Genomic DNA, 17,775 nt, shown 5'->3' with positions numbered 1-17,775 from the left:
CAGAACGCGCGCCTCGCGCTGCAGGCGGCCGACCGCGGCTACGTGATGGACTCGGGCACGGTCACGATGGAAGGCGACGCGAAGCAAATGCTCGACGATCCGAAGGTGCGGGCCGCGTATCTGGGTGAATGAACGAGCGGGGCCGGTGCGGCGCGGTGGCGGATGCCGGCGTGCCGCGCAAGGGCTTTCGAAAAGCTGTCACGGGATACCGTGACAGCTTTTTTTTTGCGCGGCGCGCCCGGCGACGAACTGTGCGCGTGGATGCGACTCCATTCATTCGACAGTGACGCTGACCATGAGACGCTGGACGCGGTGACAGGTCATTCGAACCGGCCGTCCGCAACCGGCCGTCCGCTACCGGCCGTCCGCTACCGGCCGTCCGCAAACCGACACGCGGGCTGCGTAGCATGGTCGATCCATCGGGACACGGAGGGCACGCATGAGTCTGGACTACGGTTTCGTGAAGGCGAAGGTGACGTCGGTGGCGAGGCTGAAGGGCTCGCCGCACGGCAGCGAGATCCAGTATCACATCCACCTGACGCTCGCGTTGCCGACCGGAGACTGGGACGTCGCGATCAACGTCGGCACCAATGACGCGGACGACCTGCTGAACTACAAGCTCGTCTACGATTTCCATCACCCGGTCACGGCGACGCTCGCGGCCGCGGCTGAAGGCTATACGGATCTCACCGGGCAAGCCGCGCTGCCGGCGCTCGACTATCTGCGCAGCGACATCCTGAACGAGACGGGCGCGTGGCGCGCAAGCGCGGTGATGGACGGCACCGAGAACGCGGAGCCGATTCCGTCTCTGCTGCGGCTCGTCAATGCCGCGCAGTCGCAGGGGCTCGACGTGGTCGTGTTCGGCCGCACGTATTCGGAAGGCGACGGCATTCACGACACGCACATGAACCAGGGTTCGACGGGCTCGAACTACCTGCATCGCCCCGGCGACGACCACAACGATCACAACGACGTGTGGCAGGACGGCGCGCTGATCGTGCGCGTGAGCGAGTCGCAATGGGCCGCATATTTCGCGGCGTTCGAGCAGCAGGCCGTGCCGACCGACGCGCTCGGCAATCCGCTGCCGGACGCGGGGCCGATCACGCGCTGAGGGTGGCGACTGCCGGCGGCGTTACGCGGCCGGCAGTGTCTTGCCGAACGAGATGCGTTCCTCGACGCGATAGCCGAGCGCCGCGTAGAAGCGGCACGCCTCGTCGTTGCCGGGCAGCACCTGCAGATTGATCTTCAGGCAGCCGCGCGCGACGAGCGCGCGTTCCGCATGCGCGATCAGCGCGCGGCCGATGCCGAGTCGCCGCGCGTCGTTCGACACGCCGAACGAATAGAGCCAGCCGCGATGTCCGTCGAAACCCGCCATCAGCGTGCCGACGACCCGCGCGCCGCTGGTCGCGACGAAGAACAGTTCCGGCTGTGTCGCGAGCTTCAGCTCGATCGATCGCAGCGGATCGCGGTGCGGCGGCGCGCCGGCTTCGTCGTACTGCGGGAACGCGTCACGCCATACCGCGAGCACGGCATCGGTGTCGGTGCGTTCGAACGGGCGGATAGCGACAGCATCGGCGGCGGCATCCATCGCGGCGGTCTCCTTACAGCGTGTCGAGGATCGACCGCAGCATCGCCATCATCTGGTCGATTTCCTCGGTCGTGACGTTCAGCGCGGGCATGAAGCGCAGCAGGTTCGGGCGCGCCGCGTTCAGCAGCAGGCCGTCGGGTTGCATGTCGCGCGCCTTCTCGACGATCTGCGGACCGATGTCCTTGCCGAGCAGCAGCGCACGCAGCAGGCCTTCGCCGCGTTCACCCTCGAAGCCGCGCTCCTCCGACAGCTCGAGCAGCTTGCGCTTCAGGTATTCGCTGCGCGCGCGCACGCCTTCGAGGAAGCCCGGCGCGACGAGCTGCGAGATCACAGAATAGCCGGCCGCCGTCATCAGCGGGTTGCCGTTGTACGTGCCGCCCTGGTCGCCGGCCTCGAACACCGCGACGTCGGCTTTCGACAGCAGCGCGCCGAGCGGCACGCCGCCGCCGATGCCTTTCGCGAGCGTCATGATGTCCGGCTCGATGCCGGACAGCTCGTATGCGAACAGCGTGCCGGCGCGCCCGCAGCCGCTCTGCACCTCATCGACGATCAGCAGCAGGTTGTGCTGCTTCGTCAGCGCGCGCAGCGCCTGCATGAATTCACGCGTCGCCGGAATCACGCCGCCTTCGCCCTGGATCGGCTCGAGCATCACCGCGACGGTCTTGTCGGTGATCAGCTTTTCGACCGAGTTGATGTCGTTCAGCTCGGCCTTCGGGAAGCCCGGCACCTGCGGTGCGTAGATCGTGTCCCAGCCCGGCTTGCCGCTGGCCGACATCGTCGCGAGCGTGCGGCCGTGGAAGCTGTGGTCGAACGTGATGATCTCGTATGCGCCGTTCTTGAACTTGCGGCCCCACTTGCGCGCGAGCTTGATCGCGCCTTCGTTCGCTTCCGCGCCGCTGTTCGTGAAGAACACCTTGTCGAACACGCTGTGCTGCGTGAGCAGGTCCGCGAGCTTCGCCATCGGTTCGTTGTAGAACGCGGGCGACGGGTTCAGCAGCTTCTCGGCCTGCGTCTTCAGCGCTTCGACGATGCCGTCGTTGCAGTGGCCGAGGCTGTTGACGGCCCAGCCCTGAATGAAGTCCAGATAGCGCTTGCCCGTGTGATCGTAGAGCCACGAACCCTTGCCGTGCGTAAACACGATGTCGGGGCGGTTCGTAATGTACATCAGCGAGTCGATCGGGTAATCGTTCAGGGGCATGGCAGCAGACTCCAGCGGGCGTTGAAAGGGAAACGGGCAATAAAAAAGCCACGGAAGGCCGTGGCTGGTGGGTCGAACAGCTTGTGCGTAACCGGTGAAGCGGAGGAGGGTTACGCGCGAGTCCGTGACGAGCCGGCGGCATCCGGGCGGAGCGGCGAGCGGCGACGTCGGAGAGCGGACAGGAAGCGGTTCATGTGCGCAAGCATAAGGCATCCCGCGCCCCACTGTAAACCGCCGCGATGCCACGGATGTGACACGGCGGCGCGCAGCGGGGGGCGCGGGCGCGCCCGGTGCTCAGACCGGATGCGCGAGATCGGCGGCGCTCGTGAACGAGTCCGCGTAGAACTCGTCGGCCGGCAGCGCGTGGTGCTGCGTGAAGTCGCGCTGCGCGGATTCGACCATCACCGGTGCGCCGCAGGCGTACACCTGGTGACCCGACAGATCGGGCAGGTCCTCGATGACCGCGCGATGGACGAAGCCGGTGCGGCCGGTCCACTGGTCGGCGTCGTCCGGCTCGGACAGCACCGGCACGTACTTGAAGTTCGGGATCTCGCGCGCCCATTGCTCGGCGAGCTCGCCGAGGTAGATGTCCTTCTTGCGGCGCGCGCCCCAGTAGAGCGTCATCGGGCGCGTGATGCCCGAATGCCTGATGTGCTCGATGATCGCCTTGATCGGCGCGAAGCCGGTGCCCGATGCGAGCAGCACGATCGGCTTGTCGGAATCCTCGCGCAGGAAGAACGTGCCGAGCGGGCCTTCGAAGCGCAGGATGTCGCGCTCCTTCATCGCGCCGAACACATGGTCGGTGAACTTGCCGCCCGGCATGTGGCGGATATGCAGCTCGATCGGGCCTTCCTCGTGCGGTGCGTTCGCCATCGAGTAGCTGCGGCGCGAGCCATCCTTCAGGATGAATTCGACGTACTGGCCCGCGAGGTACTGCAGGCGCTCGTTGGCCGGCAGCTGCAGCTTCACGACCATCACGTCGTCGGCGCGGCGCTCGAGCGCCGCGATCCGGCACGGCAGCTTCTTCACCTGCACACCGTCGACGCCGGCGATTTCACGCACGTCGATCTCGAGGTCGCATTGCGCTTTCGAGCAGCACAGCAGCGCGAGGCCGCGCGTGCGCTCGTCGTTGGACAGTGCCGACGCGGCGTGCGGGCCCTGTTCGATCTGGCCCGACACGATCTGGCCCTTGCAGGAGCCGCACGCGCCGTTCTTGCACCCGTACGGCAGATGGACGTTCTGGCGCAGCGCCGCCGCCAGCACGGTTTCGTCCGATTCGACCTGGAACTGCCGGCCGCTTTGCTTGAGAGTAACGTTGAATGCCATAGAACCAAATAGAACAAAATGTGGGGACCGTGCATGTCGCGCACGGCAGCTACAATGCAAACCCGTTGCGCGCCGCGCAACGGTGGCTACTGACTTCGCAACCAACATGATCGCGACTCGAATCCTGCGCCGGCCGCGCGCCCTGATCGTCGGCTGCGGCGACGTCGGCTTGCGCTGCGTCGCGCAATGGCGTGCCGCGCGCCGCAACCTGCGCATCGTCGCGCTGACGAGCCATCCGGGCCGCTGCGACGAATTGCGCGCCGCAGGCGTGACGCCGATCGTCGGCGACCTCGATCGCCGGGCGACGCTCGGACGTATTGCGGGACTCGCCCGCACGATCCTGCATCTCGCGCCGCCGCAATCCGACGGCCGCGACGATCGCCGCACGCGTGCGCTGATCGCCGCATTGTCCGTGCCCGCACGGCGGCCATCCGTGCCGCCGATGTCGTCGGTCGGCCGGCTCCGCACGCTGCGTGCCGCAACCCGACAGGCCGGCGTGCCGGGGCGGGCAGCGCGTATTGTACCCGACGCCCTTCGCGCGCCGACGCTCGTCTATGCCAGCACGACGGGTGTTTACGGCGATTGCGGCGGGGCGCGAATCGACGAAACACAGCCGCTGCGCCCCGCGAATCCGCGCGCGTTCCGGCGCGTGTCGGCCGAGCGGCAGCTGCGGGCGGCGACGGTGCGCGGCGTGCTGTCCGCGCGCATCGTGCGCATCCCCGGCATCTACGCGGCGAACCGGCTGCCGCTCGCGCGTCTCGAGCGCGGCACGCCGGCGCTCGACGCGGCCGACGACGTCTACACGAACCACATCCACGCGGACGATCTCGCGGCGATCCTGCGTCGCGCGGCCGTGCGCGGCAAGCCGGCGCGCGCCGTGCACGCGTCGGACGACAGCGAACTGCGGATGGGAGAGTATTTCGAACGGGTCGCGCAGGTGTTCGGCCTGCCGCCGCCGCCGCGGATCAGTCGCGCGGACGCCGAGCATCAGCTTGAGCCGGCGCTCCTGTCGTTCATGCGCGAGTCGCGGCGCCTGTCCAATGCCCGGCTCAAGATCGAATTGTGCGTGACGTTGCGCTATCCGACCGTAGACGAATTCCTTCAAACGCTCGCGCCCCGCGGCGCGTCAGGTCAGCGCCGGTAGCGCCTCGATCAGCAGGAAGCACAGCAACGCGCCGATCAGCGCGCCGATCAGGTTTGGATGATATTTGTGCTTCATGTGCATCGTGGCCAGCAGCCCGCCGATCACAATCGCGCCCACGACCGCGAACGCAATCGTCACGTACGACAGTTCGAAAGAATGGTTGATGTTCATGATGTCTCCCCTGCATCGCTGCTCGTACAGCTTGTGATTTCAGTATAGCGGGGGATCGTGCGGCCGCGACGCGGCCGGGCTCCGAACGGTCGTGCGGATTTTCCCTTACAGGGTTTTGACGGAATGGCGCAGTGCTGAAAGGTCGTCTTCCCCGAGCCAGCGCCACGCGCCCGGCGCCAGGTCGTCCGGCAGCGTGAAGCCGCCGATGCTTTCGCGGTGCAGCGCCTCGACGCGGTTGCTGGCCGCGGCGACCATGCGTTTCACCTGATGATATTTGCCTTCGAGGACGGTCAGCGCGAGTGCATGCGTGTCGCGCGCATCGGCGGCAACCGCCGCGATCGGCTTCGGCTCGCCGTGGAGCTGCACGCCGGCGCGCAGCGCGTTCAGCTGGGCGTCGTCGAGCGGGTGGCGCACGGTCGCGACGTAGGTCTTCGGCACCTTGCGCTTCGGCGACGTGTACGCGTGCACGAACTGGCCGTCGTCGGACAGCAGCAGCAGGCCCGTCGTATCCTGGTCGAGGCGGCCGACGCACTGCACGCCGCGTGCGACGAGCGGCGCGGGCAGCAGGCTGAACACGCTCGCGTGGTGTTGCGGCTCGCGCGAACACTCGTAGCCGGCCGGCTTGTTGAGCGCGAGATACGCGCGGGCGTGGAATGGCCAGGCGGTGTCGTCGACCGTGAACACGAGGCCGTCGGTGTCGAACGATGCGTCAGGGTCGGTCGCGCTCGCGCCCGAGACGGTGACGCGGCCCGTTTCGATCAGGCCGCGGCACTGGCGGCGCGAGCCGAAGCCCTGCGTGTAGAGAATGCTTTCGAGATCCATAGCGCGCGCATTCTATCAAGCGGCGCGCCGGCACCGGCACGAACCCGCCCGCGCTGGTAAGCTGCCGCAGCGCTGCGCGCGTTCATTCTTCGCGACCGACGGACATCGCACGCAACGGACGTACGGCTTCAGCGTGAAGTCGTGCCACGGCCTCGGCCGGCCCGTGCCAGCGCTGCCACCGTCTTCACCCGACACGGAGTTTGCCGCATGAATCCGACGACGCTCGATGCACTCGCCGATTTTCCCCGCCAGCTCGAAGCCCATTTCGCCGCCGTGCCGGACGGCTATGCACGCTGGGTCCCCGACGACTGGAGCGGCATCCCGAGCGAGCATTTCTCGCCGCTCGGGCAGCTTTGCCACGTGCGCGACATCGAGACCGACGGCTACCACGTGCGGCTGCGGCGGATGCTCGATGAGGATCATCCGCTGCTCGTGTCGGTCGACGGCGACGCGCTCGCGTTTGAGCGCCGCTATGACACCGCGTACGCGTCCGACGTGCTCGCGGCGATTCGCGACGCGCGGCGCGACACGCTCGACCTCGTGTCGCGCCTCACGCCCGAGCAGTTTGCGCGCACCGGCGAGTTCGAAGGCTACGGCGCGCTGACCGTGCGCGGCCTGGTTCATTACCTGTGCAGCCACGACCAGCAGCATCTGGCCGGCATGCAGTGGCTGCTCGGCAAGATCGATGCGGCGCTGTACGCACGCTGACTCGCGCGGCCCGGCAGGTCGTGCATCGTGTCGCATCGAGCGGATTTCGCGGCCATCGTCGGTGGGGCAGCCGACCATTCCGGATGCTTGATTGGATCGTTTTTCTGGATAATCCATCCAGCCATGCCCGGCTGACCGGCGCGTCGCGCGTACCTACACTCCTAGCTTCATTCAACGCTAAAAGGAGTCAACCGTGGCTACTCACACGCTCGCCGACAAGGTCGTCCTGATCGCAGGCGGCGCCAAGAATCTCGGCGGCCTGATCGCCCGGGACCTGGCCGGCCATGGCGCGAAGGCGGTGGCGATTCACTACAACAGCGCGGCGTCGCAGGCGCAGGCGGAAGAGACGGCCGCCGCCGTGCGCGCGGCCGGCGCGCAAGCCGCGACGTTCCAGGCCGACCTGACGACGGCCGCCGCGGTCGAGAAGCTGTTCGACGACGCGAAGCAGCGCTTCGGCAAGATCGACATCGCGATCAACACCGTCGGCAAGGTGCTGAAGAAGCCGATCACCGACATCTCCGAGGCCGAATACGACGAGATGTTCGCGGTGAACAGCAAGTCGGCGTTCTTCTTCATCAAGGAAGCCGGGCGGCACCTCGAGGATCACGGCAAGCTCGTCACGCTCGTGACGTCGCTGCTCGGCGCGTTCACGCCGTTCTATGCGGCCTACGAAGGATCGAAGGCGCCGGTCGAGCACTTCACGCGCGCGGCGTCGAAGGAATACGGCGCGCGCGGCATCTCGGTGACGGCGGTCGGGCCGGGCCCGATGGACACGCCGTTCTTCTATCCGGCCGAAGGCGCCGACGCGGTCGCGTATCACAAGACGGCGGCCGCGCTGTCGCCGTTCAGCAAGACGGGTCTCACCGACATCGAGGACGTCGTGCCGTTCATCCGTCATCTCGTGACCGACGGCTGGTGGATCACCGGTCAGACGATTCTGATCAACGGCGGCTATACGACCAAGTAACGGTCCGCGCCGGCGGTCGCCGCATGCACGCGGCGACCCGCAATGGACCGTTTGCATGGACAATGGGCGGGCGCGCGGGCACTAAGCCGCGCGCCCGTTCCATCTGTGCCGCCGGGATCGGCCGCGGCGCGCGGCGCTTGCCGGTGACGGTCGTCCGAACCCACGTTTTCCGCCCGCCGATGGACAAGCTGGACCAGGTCAGGATCTTTCTTCAGGTTGCCGAGATGGGCAGCTTCATCAAGGCCGCGCATGCGCTCGACGTGCCGCGCGCGACCGTGTCGGCCGCCGTCCAGCAGCTCGAGACCGCGCTCGGCACGCGCCTGTTGCACCGCACGACGCGGCAGGTCCAGCTGACTGCCGACGGCGCGCTGCTGCTCGAGCGCGGCCGGCGCCTGCTCGCGGAAGCCGACGAGCTCGACCGGCTGTTCCGGCGCCGCGATCGCGACGTGATCGGGCGGCTGAATGTCGATGCGCCGAGCCGGATCGCGCGCCGCGTGATCGCGCCCGCGCTGCCGTCGCTGTTTCGCCGCTACCCGAAGCTGCAACTGTCGCTCGGCTCGACGGACCGCTCGATCGATCTCGTGCAGGAGGGTGTCGACTGCGCGATCCGGGTCGGGCGGCTCGCGGACAGCAGCCTCGTCGTGCGGCCGCTCGGGCAGTTCGCGCTGATCAACTGCGCGAGCCCCGACTACCTGCGCGAATGCGGCGTGCCGGAGCATCCCGATGCGCTCGCGCACGGGCACTGGGCGATCGGCTATGCGTCGCCGCCGACCAGCCGCGAGCTCGGCTGGGAATACTGCGCGGACGGCGGGCGGCACACGCTGACGCTACCGAGCCGCGTGATCGTCAACAACGCCGAAACCTATATCGCGAGCTGCATCGCCGGAATGGGGCTGATCCAGATTCCGCGCTTCGACGTCGTGCATCTGCTCGACAGCGGGGCGCTGGTCGAGGTGATGCCCGGCCATCGGGCCGCACCGATGGACGTGTCGGCCGTCTATCCGCATCGCCGGCACCGGTCAAGGCGGCTCAATGCATTCATCGAATGGTTCGGGGAGTTGATGGCGGATGCGCTGAACGACACGAGTGCGACCGCGACCGGCGACTGAAAAGGGTGCCGCGCACGAACGCGCAGACCGCGATCGGCGGGTGCCTGCCGCACGCGATAGGTATTGCGATCAGCGCGCGTGTTCAGCCGGCGTGTGCCGAGAACTGCCGCGTACGCCCGGTGGCCCGCACCGCGTCGATCAGCGCGGCGCAAGCGCCGTCGGGCTTCGACGCGAACGCGTAAAAGCGCGCGGCCGGCAGCGCCGGCAGGCCATCGTGCGGCCCGCATGCGCGCAGGCCATCGCGCAACTGGCTGCGCGCGAGCGCCGTGACCGCGAAGCCGGCGAGCGCGGCCGATACGCAGCCGGCCATGCTGGCGCTTTCGAACAGCACGCGAAAGGGCCGCAGCGCTGCGGCGAGCGAGGACACCGCGGCTTCCCGGTACACGCACGGCTCCGGAAACAGCGCGAGCGGCACGTCGCCTTCGGCGTCGATTGCAGTGTCCGCGGCGAACGCCCAGACCAGCGGTTCTTCCCACAGCAGTTCGCCCAGTGCGTCGACCTGCCGGCACTGCTTGCCGAACACGACGTCGAGCCGGCCCAGCGTCTGCTCGCGCAGCAGCGCCGCGGTGATCCCGACCTTCAGCTCGATCGACGTGTGCGGATGGCTGTCGCGGAACGTGCGCAGCACCTGCGGCAGCCACGTGCCCGCGAAGTCCTCCGACGCGCCGACGCGCAACCGACCGTGCGCCGGCGCGCCGCGCAGCCTGGCGCGCACTTCGCGCTCCATGTCGACAATGTTGCGCGCGTACGCGTACAGCGTGTCGCCGGCCGGCGTGAGCGCGACGCGACGCGTGGTGCGCGCGAGCAGCACCGTGCCGGTCGCCTGCTCGAGCCGCTTGATGTGGCCGCTGACCGCGGACGGCGTCAGCGCGAGGCGCTCCGCGGCCGGCGCGAAGCCGCGGCTGTCGACGACCTCGAGGAAGGTGCGCAGCAGCGCGATGTCGAGCGCGGTCGACGCGGGATCGGTCAGCGGTTCCATGGATCGATTCAACACGATATACGAAGAGTGAATCATGATACTCCGCGAATCGTGATGAGAGACGGGCCTACCATCGGGCGTTCAGGCTGACCAACCGGAGTGCACATGACCGCTTACCGATATGCGACGACCGCGTCGCTCGAACTCGCCTATCTCGAATGGAACCCGCGCGGCGAACGCGTGGCCGTGCTGCTGCACGGCTGGCCGGACAGCCCGGGCGGCTGGGAAGCCGTGGCTCAGACGCTGGCCGCGCGCGGCTACCGCGTGCTCGCGCCCGCGCTGCGCGGCTTCGCGCCGACCCGCTTTCGCGATCCCGCGACGCCGCGCAGCGGCCGGCTCGCGGCGCTGGGCCGCGACCTGCTCGAATTCATCGACATACTCGGCATTGAGCGGCCCGTACTGGTCGGGCACGACTGGGGCGCACGCGCGGTTGCGAACGCGTGCGGGTTGCGCGACGGCGCGGCCTCGCATCTGGTGATGCTGTCGGTGGGCTACGGCACGAACGACCCGGCCCAGCCACTGTCGCTGCCGCAGGCGCGCAATTACTGGTACCACTGGTACATGGCGACGCCGCGCGGCGAGCAGGCGCTGCGCGACGATCGCCGTGCGTTCGCGCGTGTGATGTGGGATACGTGGTCGCCGGCCGGCTGGTACGACGCACGCGACTTCGACGCGGCCGCAACGGCCTTCGACGGGCCGGACTGGATCGACGTCGTGCTGCACTCGTACCGTTATCGCTGGGGATTCGTCGACGGCGGTGCCGCGTACGCGGAAGACGACGCGCAACTGACGCCCGCGCCTGTGCTGTCGGTGCCGACGCTCGTGTTGCACGGCGGCGCGGATGGCTGCACCGCGCCGGAAACCTCCGCGGCGCGCGAGCGGTTCTTCACCGGCCGTTACCAGCGCGCCGTGCTGGACGGCATCGGGCACTTCCCGCAGCGCGAGGCGCCGGCGGCCGTTGCGGACGCGATTCTCCGGTTTTGCGAGTTCGGTTGACGTGCAGGCACGCACGGCGCGCAGAGGGGGCTCAACGGCCGACGCCGGGCGCGAGCAGGTCGGTGACTCCGATGTTGGGGAACATCTCGCGACGGATGCGATCGCCGACGCGGAACACTTCCTCGGCCGCGTCCTGCGACGGATCGACGAACACGCGGTACAGCCGCTTGCCGGCCGGAGCGCCGACGAGCTCGGCAATTGCCGTCGCGACCGCGCCGGCATCGGCGTCCGCCGGTTCAAGTGCGGCGAGGCCCCGCAACGCCTGATCGGCGACGCCCGTGTACGGCCCGCTGTCGTAGGCCGCCTGCACGGCGGTATCGGCCGGCTTGCCCGCATGGAGGAAGTGATTCGTGCCTCGGGTGAACGCGCCCGGGACGACGATCGACGGCGCGGTGCGCGGGCCGTCAGCACATGCCGCCGTTGGCGCGCAGGATCTGGCCGTTGACCCACGTGCCGTCCGGCCCGGCGAGGAAGGCGACGACACCGGCGATGTCGTCGGGCTGGCCGAGCCGCTCCAGCGGGTTCATCTTCGCCATCCGGTCGACGAGTTCGGGGCTCTTGCCCTGCAGGAACAGCTCGGTCGCGACCGGTCCCGGCGCGACGGCGTTCACGCCGATACCGCGGCCGCGCATCTCCTGCGCGAGGACCTGCGTCAGGCCCTCGACGGCCGCCTTGGTCGCGATGTACACGCCGTAGGTCGGCAGCCGCATGCCGATCACGCTCGACGACAGATTGACGATGCGGCCGCCGTCGCGCACGCGCTTCGCCGCTTCGCGGCTCACGTTGAACGTGCCCTTCAGGTTGATCGCGACGGTCTGGTCGAACGCCGCGTCGTCGAAGTCGGTCACGGCGGCCAGCTTCATCACGCCCGCGCTGTTGACGACTACGTCGATTCGGCCGAACGCCTGCTCGGCCGCATCGAACAGCGCGGCCACCGCTGCCGGGTCGGCGACGTCAGCCTGCACGGCGATGGCTTCACCGCCGTCGGCGACGATCGCGTCGACCACTTCCCGCGCGGCACCGGCGCCGCCGGCATAGTTCACGACGACCCGGAAGCCGTCCCGGGCGAGACGGCGGGCGATTTCCGCACCGATGCCGCGCGATGAACCCGTGACGAGGGCGACCTTTTCCGATGTGCTCATGTCCTGCTCCTTGGTTGGCGACTGCCGGTCGAGCCGGCGACAGGACTAATGTAGGCTTCCTCGATAAATAAAAATAATGAATAATGATCAGATAAAGAATGACTAAAAGTATGTCTCATGGCATTTGACAGCAGACTCCTGAGCGGCATCGGCGTGCTTTCGGCGGTGATCGAGGCAGGCACCTTCGCGCGCGCGGGCGAGGCGATGGGGCTGACGCAGCCGGCCGTGAGTCGTGCCGTTGCTCGGCTGGAGGAGCGCGTCGGCATCCGGATCTTCAACCGGACGGCGCGCGCGATCACGTTGACCGACGAAGGGCGGCGCTTTTACGAGGCGGTCGCGCCGCTGCTGGCCGGTATCGAGGAGGCGGCGGTCGACGCCGGCCGTTCGACGGCGCGCGTCAGGGGGCGGCTGCGGGTGAATGTGGACGGCACGTTCGGCCACTACGTGCTGGCGCCCCGGATGGCGGAATTCCTCGACCGCTTCCTCGAACTGTCCGTCGAGATCAGCGTGCGCGACCGGATGGGCGATCTCGTCGCCGACGGGTTCGACGTGGCAGTGCGCTTCGGCATTCCGGAGCCGTCGTCGTACCGTGCGCGGCTGCTGCTCGAGACGCGCGTGCTGACCTGCGCGTCGGCGGCCTATGTCGCGCGTCATGGCGAACCGCGGCACCCTCGGGATCTCGCGGACGGTCACAGTTGCGTGCTGATCCGCGATCCCGTGACCGGACGGCCGTACGAATGGGAATTTCACCGGGGCAAGGAGGTCGTGTCGGTCGACGCCGCCGGCAGGCTGACTGTCAATGACACGGGCGGCCTGCTCGGCGCCTGCCTCGGCGGTGTCGGCATTGCGCAACTGCTGGAACTCTATGCGCGGGACATCCTCGCCGACGGGCGGCTGGTCCTGCTGCTGCCGGAATGGACGGACGAGACCTTCCCGCTTTATGCGTATCACCACGCGTCGAACCTCGTCGCCGCGAAGGTGCGGGTGTTTCTCGACTTCGTCCGCGAATTGATGGCCTGAGCGTGACGGGCGGCACGCCGCCGGATCACTCGGTGCGGTGCGGAATGTTGTCCGGGAACGGGTAGGGCGCATGCGGCCCCGGCCACTCGGGCACGGGCGGCTCGCGCAGCAGGTCGCATCCGCCCAGCGTGATCGACAGCAGCGCGGCAAGCACGCCGCGACAGATCCGGCTTGAAATGACGCGCGTGGACATGGGCGGCCTCCGTGCTTGCGTGTCCTGATGCTTGGACCGCCGGGGGAGGTGCGCGTTGCGGTGTGCGTTGGGCGCGGCAAAAACAAAAAACCCGCGAAGCGGTGAGCTTGCGCGGGTTTCGACAGGTACAGCGCATGACGCTGCGAAATACTGGTGCCCAGGGCCGGAATCGAACCGGCACGCCTTGCGGCGGGGGATTTTGAGTCCCCTGCGTCTACCAATTTCACCACCTGGGCTTTGATTCTGGCCGCGCATGCGATTGTGCGCGGCGAAAGGCAAATTATGGCGGAAAACGGGGCACTGGGCAAGCTGTCCGGCGACCGCCCGTACGTTACTGGCTCAGGTAGACGAACTGGCCGTGCTTCACGATCCCCATCACGCTCGCGCGCTGATCGAGCCCCACGTGATCCTTGTCGCTGGTGTTGACGACGCCGTTCGGCACGACGAGTTCGTGCGCGCGTTCGAGTTCGCGCCGCAGCGCCGCGCGGAAGGCCGGCGTGCCGGGCTGCGCGGCCTTGAGCGCGCGGCCGACCGCGTCGACGAGGCGCGCGTACACGCCCCCCGCGTCGCCCGCGAATTGCGTGACGGTGCCGGCGCCGTATCTCGCTTCATATGCATCGACGAACGCGAGCGCGGCCTTGCGGGCCGGATGGTCGGCAGGCAGCGTGCGCGCGACGACGACCGGCTGGGTCGGGAACAGCGTCCCGTCGACGTCCTTGCCGCCGAGCTTGATGAATTCCGGCGTCGCGATCCCGTGCGTCTGGTAGATCGCGCCCTTGTAGCCGCGCTCGATCAGCGTGCGCTGCGGCAGCACGGCCGGTGTGCCCGAGCCCGCGATCAGGATCGCGTCGGGCTTCGCCGCGATCAGCTTCAGCGCCTGGCCGGTGACGCTCGCGTCGGTGCGGTTGAAGCGCTCCGTCGCGATCACGCGAATCTTGCGGACTTCCGCGAAGCGCGTGAATTCATTCAGCCAGCTGTCGCCATAGCTGTCCGCGAAGCCGATGAAGCCGACCGTCTTCACGCCGTGGTTGGCCATGTAGCGCGTCATCACGTCGGCCATCGCGCTGTCGCTCTGCGCCATCTTGAATGCCCAGGTCCGCGCGCCTTCCTGCGGCTCGACGATCGCGCCGGAGCCGACCAGCGTGATCATCGGCGTCTGGGCGGCTGCCACCGCGTCGAGCGCCGCGAGCGCGGCCGGCGTGATGTTCGGCCCGACCACGACGTCGACGTGATCCTCGTCGACCAGCTTGCGGATGTTGCGCACGGCGGTGCCCGGATCGGACGCGTCGTCGAGCACCGTCACCTGCACCGGCTGCCCGGCGATCGTCTTCGGCCACATCAGGATCGCGTTCTTGCTGGTGATGCCGATCACGGCGGCCGGGCCGGTCGACGACAGGTCGACGCCGACCTTCAGGTCGGCATGCGCGGCCGCGCAGGCGAGCACGAGGGCGGCGCCGGCGGCGCGGCGCAACAGGGCGGGAAGCGTCATGCGGGAATTCTCCGTCGGGCAATAAAAAGGGGCGCGAGTTGTGCCCCTGTACTTATACCTGTCCGTCAAAGCTCGTACGATTCGGATTCGCCCTTGAGCGCCTGCTCGATCAGCTTGCGGTTCAGCGTCGGCGACAGTAGTTCGACGAGCGTATACACATAGCTGCGCAGGTAGGCGCCCTGCTTGAGCGCGACGCGCGTCACGTTGCTGCCGAACAGGTGGCCGACCGGAATCAGCCGCAGGTTGCGGTCGCGCTCCGGGTTGAATGCGATGTCGGCCATGATCCCGACGCCGAGGCCGAGCTCGACATAGGTCTTGATCACGTCGGCGTCGATCGCCTCGAGCACGATGTCCGGCGACAGCCCGCGCAGCGCGAACGCATGGTTGATCTTCTTGCGGCCCGCGAACGCGTCGTCGTACGTGATCAGCGGGTACTGCGCGAGATCGTCCAGCGTGACCGGCTTGCGTTCGAGCAGCGGGTGGTCGGCCGGCACCACGGCCGCGTGATGCCACTGGAAGCAGGGCAGCGACACGAGTTCCTTGTAGTCGGAGATCGCCTCGGTCGCGATCGCGAGATCGGCCTGGTCGTGGATCACCATCTCGGCGACCTGCGTCGGGCTGCCCTGCAGGATCGACAGGTGCACCTTCGGAAAGCGCTTCTTGAACTCGGCGATGGCGGCCGGCAGCGAGTAGCGGGCCTGCGTGTGGGTGGCGGCGATCGTCAGGTTGCCCTGATCCTGCGCCGCATAATCTTTTCCGACCCTTTTCAGGCTTTCAACTTCCTGCAGGATCCGCTCGACCGATGCGAGGATGATCCTGCCCGGCTCGGTGAGTGAGCGCACGCGCTTGCCGTGCCGCGTGAAGATCTCGACGCCGAGCTCGTCCTCGAGCTCGATGATCGCCTTCGATACCCCCGGTTGCGACGTATAGAGCGCCTTGGCGGCCTCGGTGAGGTTGAAATTCTGCCGGACGGCCTCGCGCACGAAGCGAAATTGGTGCAGGTTCATTTATAACCCTTCCGCATATCAACAGAATTTTTTAGTCGTTTGAAATATAAGGCGAGTTTATTACGATTCACCGGAGTTTTTCAAATATGGATATCTGTTTTCGTCATTAGCAATCCAGCCGGGCAGCGGAAGGCCGGCGGTGGCGGCGGAACGGAGATTCGGGCGCGACGTGGCTAGGACGTCGCGCGGTCACCACGAAAACCCTGGGGTCCCCGAATGTATCAGTACGACCAGTACGACCAGACGATCGTCGACGAGCGAGTCGCGCAGTACCGCGATCAGGTGCGCCGCCGCCTGTCGGGCGAGTTGAGCGAAGACGAGTTCCGTCCGCTGCGCCTGCAGAACGGCCTGTACATGCAGCGCCACGCGTACATGCACCGCATCGCGATTCCGTACGGCAACCTGCGCAGCGAGCAGCTCCGCATGCTGGCGCGCATCGCCCGCGAGCACGACCGCGGCTACGGCCACTTCTCGACCCGCTCGAACATCCAGTTCAACTGGGTCGAACTGGAAGACACGCCCGAGATCCTCGCGAAGCTCGCATCGGTGCAGATGCACGCGATCCAGACGTCGGGCAACTGCATCCGCAACATCACGGCCGACCAGTTCGCCGGCGTCGCGCAGGACGAAGAGATCGATCCGCGTCCGTGGTCCGAGATCCTGCGCCAGTGGTCGACGTTCCATCCCGAATTCGCATGGCTGCCGCGCAAGTTCAAGATCGCGGTGTCCGGCTCGAAAGACGACCGCGCGGCCGTCCAGATCCACGACCTCGGCGTGTACCTGAAGAAGAACGCGCAGGGCGAAGTGGTCGCGAGCATCCTCGCGGGCGGCGGCCTCGGCCGTACGCCGATCGTCGGCGCGGTGATCAAGGAAGACCTGCCGTGGCAGCACCTGATCACCTACTGCGAAGCCGTGCTGCGCGTGTACAACCGCTACGGTCGCCGCGACAACCTGTACAAGGCGCGTATCAAGATCCTCGTGAAGGCGCTGTCGCCCGCGAAGTTCGCGCAGCAGGTCGAGGAAGAGTGGCAGCACCTGAAGGACGGCCCGTCGACGCTCACGCAGGCCGAGCTCGACCGCGTGTCGCAGTACTTCCAGCCGCCCGTCTACGAGAAGCTCGCCGACACCGACGCGTCGTTCGAACAGCACCTGCTCGAGAACAAGGCGTTCGCGCGCTGGGTCGAGCGCAACGTCGCGCCGCACAAGGTGCCGGGCTATGCCGCCGTCACGCTGTCGCTGAAGGACCACCGCGTGGCCCCGGGCGACGCGACCGACGCGCAGATGGACCTGGTGGCCGACTGGGCCGACGCGTACTCGTACGGTGAACTGCGCGTGTCGCACGAGCAGAACCTGATCCTCGCGAACGTGAAGAAGCGCGACCTGTTCGCGGTGTGGGAAAAGGCGAAGGCAGCCGGTTTCGCGACGCCGAACATCGGCCTCCTGACCGATATCATCGCGTGCCCGGGCGGCGACTTCTGCTCGCTCGCGAACGCGAAGTCGATCCCGATCGCGCTGGGGATCCAGCAGCGTTTCGACGATCTGGACTACGTGTACGACCTCGGCGACCTGTCGCTGAACATTTCCGGTTGCATGAACTCGTGCGGTCATCATCACGTGGGCAACATCGGCATCCTCGGCGTCGACAAGGACGGTGCCGAGTGGTACCAGGTGTCGCTCGGCGGCGAGCAGGGCACGGGCCGGAACGGCGCGCGCCTCGGCCGCGTGATCGGGCCGTCGTTCTCCGCGGAAGAAGTGCCGGACGTGATCGCGAAGCTGATCGACACGTTCGTCGAAGCACGCATCGACGGCGAGCGCTTCATCGACACGTATGACCGCATCGGCATCGCCCCGTTCAAGGAGCGCGTGTATGCGGCGCGCCAGGCAGTGAACGCGTAACCAACCGGGTAGAAGGAATT

18 protein-coding genes, 1 tRNA gene and 2 pseudogenes are annotated in these 17,775 nt (G+C 67.6%); 9 read left to right on the top strand and 12 right to left on the bottom strand.

The window, feature by feature from the left end; all coding sequences use genetic code 11:
- Positions 1-132: pseudogene (locus DIE23_RS19060) on the top strand (ABC transporter ATP-binding protein); the annotation flags it as partial.
- Between the two features lie 307 nt (positions 133-439).
- The gene (locus tag DIE23_RS19055; RefSeq protein WP_124613552.1) at positions 440-1,111 is read left to right on the top strand and encodes a DUF2278 family protein; all 672 of its coding nucleotides are present in this window, start codon (positions 440-442) and stop codon (positions 1,109-1,111) included.
- Between the two features lie 21 nt (positions 1,112-1,132).
- Here DIE23_RS19055 and DIE23_RS19050 read toward each other — a convergent pair whose 3' ends face one another.
- The 3 genes from DIE23_RS19050 to DIE23_RS19040 form a co-directional block, all read right to left on the bottom strand.
- A complete protein-coding gene (locus tag DIE23_RS19050) occupies positions 1,133-1,588 on the bottom strand; it encodes a GNAT family acetyltransferase (RefSeq protein WP_124613551.1) in 456 nt (151 codons plus the stop codon).
- A gap of 13 nt (positions 1,589-1,601) precedes the next feature.
- Entirely contained in the window at positions 1,602-2,786 is a 1,185-nt protein-coding gene (locus DIE23_RS19045) for an acetylornithine transaminase (RefSeq protein ID WP_057926059.1), read from the bottom strand.
- 294 nt (positions 2,787-3,080) lie between these two features.
- Positions 3,081-4,112: a CDP-6-deoxy-delta-3,4-glucoseen reductase gene (locus DIE23_RS19040; RefSeq protein WP_124613550.1), complete on the bottom strand. Its 1,032-nt coding sequence runs from the start codon at positions 4,110-4,112 to the stop codon at positions 3,081-3,083.
- 106 nt (positions 4,113-4,218) lie between these two features.
- On the opposite strand from DIE23_RS19040, the gene DIE23_RS19035 reads away from it, so the two are divergent.
- Positions 4,219-5,256 (top strand): NAD-dependent epimerase/dehydratase family protein, encoded by a 1,038-nt coding sequence (locus DIE23_RS19035; protein WP_124613549.1) that lies wholly within the window; start codon positions 4,219-4,221, stop codon positions 5,254-5,256.
- On the opposite strand, the gene DIE23_RS19030 is transcribed toward DIE23_RS19035, so the two are convergent.
- Both DIE23_RS19030 and DIE23_RS19025 read right to left on the bottom strand, forming a co-directional pair.
- Positions 5,239-5,427: a hypothetical protein gene (locus DIE23_RS19030; RefSeq protein WP_059527680.1), complete on the bottom strand. Its 189-nt coding sequence runs from the start codon at positions 5,425-5,427 to the stop codon at positions 5,239-5,241. The two genes, DIE23_RS19035 and DIE23_RS19030, sit on opposite strands and share 18 nt — an antisense overlap.
- A gap of 105 nt (positions 5,428-5,532) precedes the next feature.
- Positions 5,533-6,249, bottom strand: coding sequence for a pseudouridine synthase (locus tag DIE23_RS19025; RefSeq protein WP_124613548.1), 717 nt, complete (start codon positions 6,247-6,249; stop codon positions 5,533-5,535).
- Positions 6,250-6,456: 207 nt separating this feature from the next.
- Here DIE23_RS19025 and DIE23_RS19020 point away from each other — a divergent pair, with 207 nt between their 5' ends.
- The 3 genes from DIE23_RS19020 (at position 6,457) to DIE23_RS19010 (ending at position 9,033) form a co-directional block, all read left to right on the top strand.
- Positions 6,457-6,957, top strand: a complete 501-nt coding sequence (locus tag DIE23_RS19020) for a DinB family protein (protein WP_124613547.1) — start codon at positions 6,457-6,459, stop codon at positions 6,955-6,957.
- Between the two features lie 193 nt (positions 6,958-7,150).
- Positions 7,151-7,924 carry an SDR family oxidoreductase gene (locus DIE23_RS19015; RefSeq protein ID WP_124613546.1) on the top strand — a complete coding sequence of 258 codons (774 nt, stop codon included), beginning with the start codon at positions 7,151-7,153 and terminating at the stop codon, positions 7,922-7,924.
- Between the two features lie 179 nt (positions 7,925-8,103).
- On the top strand, positions 8,104-9,033 hold the full coding sequence (locus DIE23_RS19010) for a LysR family transcriptional regulator (protein WP_124613545.1): 930 nt from the start codon (positions 8,104-8,106) through the stop codon (positions 9,031-9,033).
- A gap of 82 nt (positions 9,034-9,115) precedes the next feature.
- On the opposite strand, the gene DIE23_RS19005 is transcribed toward DIE23_RS19010, so the two are convergent.
- A complete protein-coding gene (locus tag DIE23_RS19005; protein ID WP_124613544.1) occupies positions 9,116-10,012 on the bottom strand; it encodes a LysR family transcriptional regulator in 897 nt (298 codons plus the stop codon).
- 105 nt (positions 10,013-10,117) lie between these two features.
- On the opposite strand from DIE23_RS19005, the gene DIE23_RS19000 reads away from it, so the two are divergent.
- The gene (locus DIE23_RS19000) at positions 10,118-11,008 is read left to right on the top strand and encodes an alpha/beta fold hydrolase (protein WP_124613543.1); all 891 of its coding nucleotides are present in this window, start codon (positions 10,118-10,120) and stop codon (positions 11,006-11,008) included.
- Positions 11,009-11,039: 31 nt separating this feature from the next.
- Here DIE23_RS19000 and DIE23_RS18995 read toward each other — a convergent pair.
- Positions 11,040-11,522 (bottom strand): annotated as a pseudogene (locus DIE23_RS18995) (oxidoreductase); the annotation flags it as partial.
- Positions 11,413-12,150 carry an SDR family oxidoreductase gene (locus DIE23_RS18990; protein ID WP_124613542.1) on the bottom strand — a complete coding sequence of 246 codons (738 nt, stop codon included), beginning with the start codon at positions 12,148-12,150 and terminating at the stop codon, positions 11,413-11,415. The gene DIE23_RS18990 and the pseudogene DIE23_RS18995, both read right to left, overlap by 110 nt.
- A 117-nt stretch (positions 12,151-12,267) precedes the next feature.
- Here DIE23_RS18990 and DIE23_RS18985 point away from each other — a divergent pair, with 117 nt between their 5' ends.
- Complete coding sequence (locus tag DIE23_RS18985) at positions 12,268-13,170, top strand: LysR family transcriptional regulator (RefSeq protein WP_124613541.1); 903 nt, start codon at positions 12,268-12,270, stop codon at positions 13,168-13,170.
- A gap of 25 nt (positions 13,171-13,195) precedes the next feature.
- Here DIE23_RS18985 and DIE23_RS39595 read toward each other — a convergent pair whose 3' ends face one another.
- From DIE23_RS39595 to DIE23_RS18970, 4 genes are all read right to left on the bottom strand, one after another.
- Positions 13,196-13,363: a hypothetical protein gene (locus DIE23_RS39595; RefSeq protein ID WP_185646491.1), complete on the bottom strand. Its 168-nt coding sequence runs from the start codon at positions 13,361-13,363 to the stop codon at positions 13,196-13,198.
- A gap of 151 nt (positions 13,364-13,514) precedes the next feature.
- A tRNA-Leu gene (locus DIE23_RS18980) sits at positions 13,515-13,599 on the bottom strand.
- A gap of 95 nt (positions 13,600-13,694) precedes the next feature.
- Positions 13,695-14,852, bottom strand: coding sequence for an ABC transporter substrate-binding protein (locus DIE23_RS18975; protein ID WP_124613540.1), 1,158 nt, complete (start codon positions 14,850-14,852; stop codon positions 13,695-13,697).
- Between the two features lie 65 nt (positions 14,853-14,917).
- The gene (locus DIE23_RS18970; protein ID WP_014896306.1) at positions 14,918-15,859 is read right to left on the bottom strand and encodes a CysB family HTH-type transcriptional regulator; all 942 of its coding nucleotides are present in this window, start codon (positions 15,857-15,859) and stop codon (positions 14,918-14,920) included.
- 216 nt (positions 15,860-16,075) lie between these two features.
- Here DIE23_RS18970 and DIE23_RS18965 point away from each other — a divergent pair, with 216 nt between their 5' ends.
- Positions 16,076-17,755, top strand: a complete 1,680-nt coding sequence (locus DIE23_RS18965) for a nitrite/sulfite reductase (protein WP_124613539.1) — start codon at positions 16,076-16,078, stop codon at positions 17,753-17,755.
- Positions 17,756-17,775 lie beyond the last annotated feature (20 nt).

It is taken from the genome of Burkholderia sp. Bp9143, assembly GCF_003853645.1.
Lineage (GTDB): Bacteria > Pseudomonadota > Gammaproteobacteria > Burkholderiales > Burkholderiaceae > Burkholderia.
This window is presented reverse-complemented; position numbering and strand designations above follow the sequence as displayed.

Bases quoted from the DNA above. Each gene is read 5' to 3' on its own strand.
- DIE23_RS19040 (WP_124613550.1), bottom strand. From the start codon at position 4,112: ATGGCATTCAACGTTACTCTCAAGCAAAGCGGCCGGCAGTTCCAGGTC.
- DIE23_RS18985 (WP_124613541.1), top strand. From the start codon at position 12,268: ATGGCATTTGACAGCAGACTCCTGAGCGGCATCGGCGTGCTTTCGGCG.
- DIE23_RS19030 (WP_059527680.1), bottom strand. From the start codon at position 5,427: ATGAACATCAACCATTCTTTCGAACTGTCGTACGTGACGATTGCGTTC.
- DIE23_RS19005 (WP_124613544.1), bottom strand. From the start codon at position 10,012: ATGGAACCGCTGACCGATCCCGCGTCGACCGCGCTCGACATCGCGCTG.
- DIE23_RS18975 (WP_124613540.1), bottom strand. From the start codon at position 14,852: ATGACGCTTCCCGCCCTGTTGCGCCGCGCCGCCGGCGCCGCCCTCGTG.
- DIE23_RS19020 (WP_124613547.1), top strand. From the start codon at position 6,457: ATGAATCCGACGACGCTCGATGCACTCGCCGATTTTCCCCGCCAGCTC.
- DIE23_RS19025 (WP_124613548.1), bottom strand. From the start codon at position 6,249: ATGGATCTCGAAAGCATTCTCTACACGCAGGGCTTCGGCTCGCGCCGC.
- DIE23_RS19010 (WP_124613545.1), top strand. From the start codon at position 8,104: ATGGACAAGCTGGACCAGGTCAGGATCTTTCTTCAGGTTGCCGAGATG.
- DIE23_RS18970 (WP_014896306.1), bottom strand. From the start codon at position 15,859: ATGAACCTGCACCAATTTCGCTTCGTGCGCGAGGCCGTCCGGCAGAAT.
- DIE23_RS39595 (WP_185646491.1), bottom strand. From the start codon at position 13,363: ATGTCCACGCGCGTCATTTCAAGCCGGATCTGTCGCGGCGTGCTTGCC.
- DIE23_RS18990 (WP_124613542.1), bottom strand. From the start codon at position 12,150: ATGAGCACATCGGAAAAGGTCGCCCTCGTCACGGGTTCATCGCGCGGC.
- DIE23_RS19055 (WP_124613552.1), top strand. From the start codon at position 440: ATGAGTCTGGACTACGGTTTCGTGAAGGCGAAGGTGACGTCGGTGGCG.
- DIE23_RS19035 (WP_124613549.1), top strand. From the start codon at position 4,219: ATGATCGCGACTCGAATCCTGCGCCGGCCGCGCGCCCTGATCGTCGGC.
- DIE23_RS19045 (WP_057926059.1), bottom strand. From the start codon at position 2,786: ATGCCCCTGAACGATTACCCGATCGACTCGCTGATGTACATTACGAAC.
- DIE23_RS18965 (WP_124613539.1), top strand. From the start codon at position 16,076: ATGTATCAGTACGACCAGTACGACCAGACGATCGTCGACGAGCGAGTC.
- DIE23_RS19000 (WP_124613543.1), top strand. From the start codon at position 10,118: ATGACCGCTTACCGATATGCGACGACCGCGTCGCTCGAACTCGCCTAT.
- DIE23_RS19050 (WP_124613551.1), bottom strand. From the start codon at position 1,588: ATGGATGCCGCCGCCGATGCTGTCGCTATCCGCCCGTTCGAACGCACC.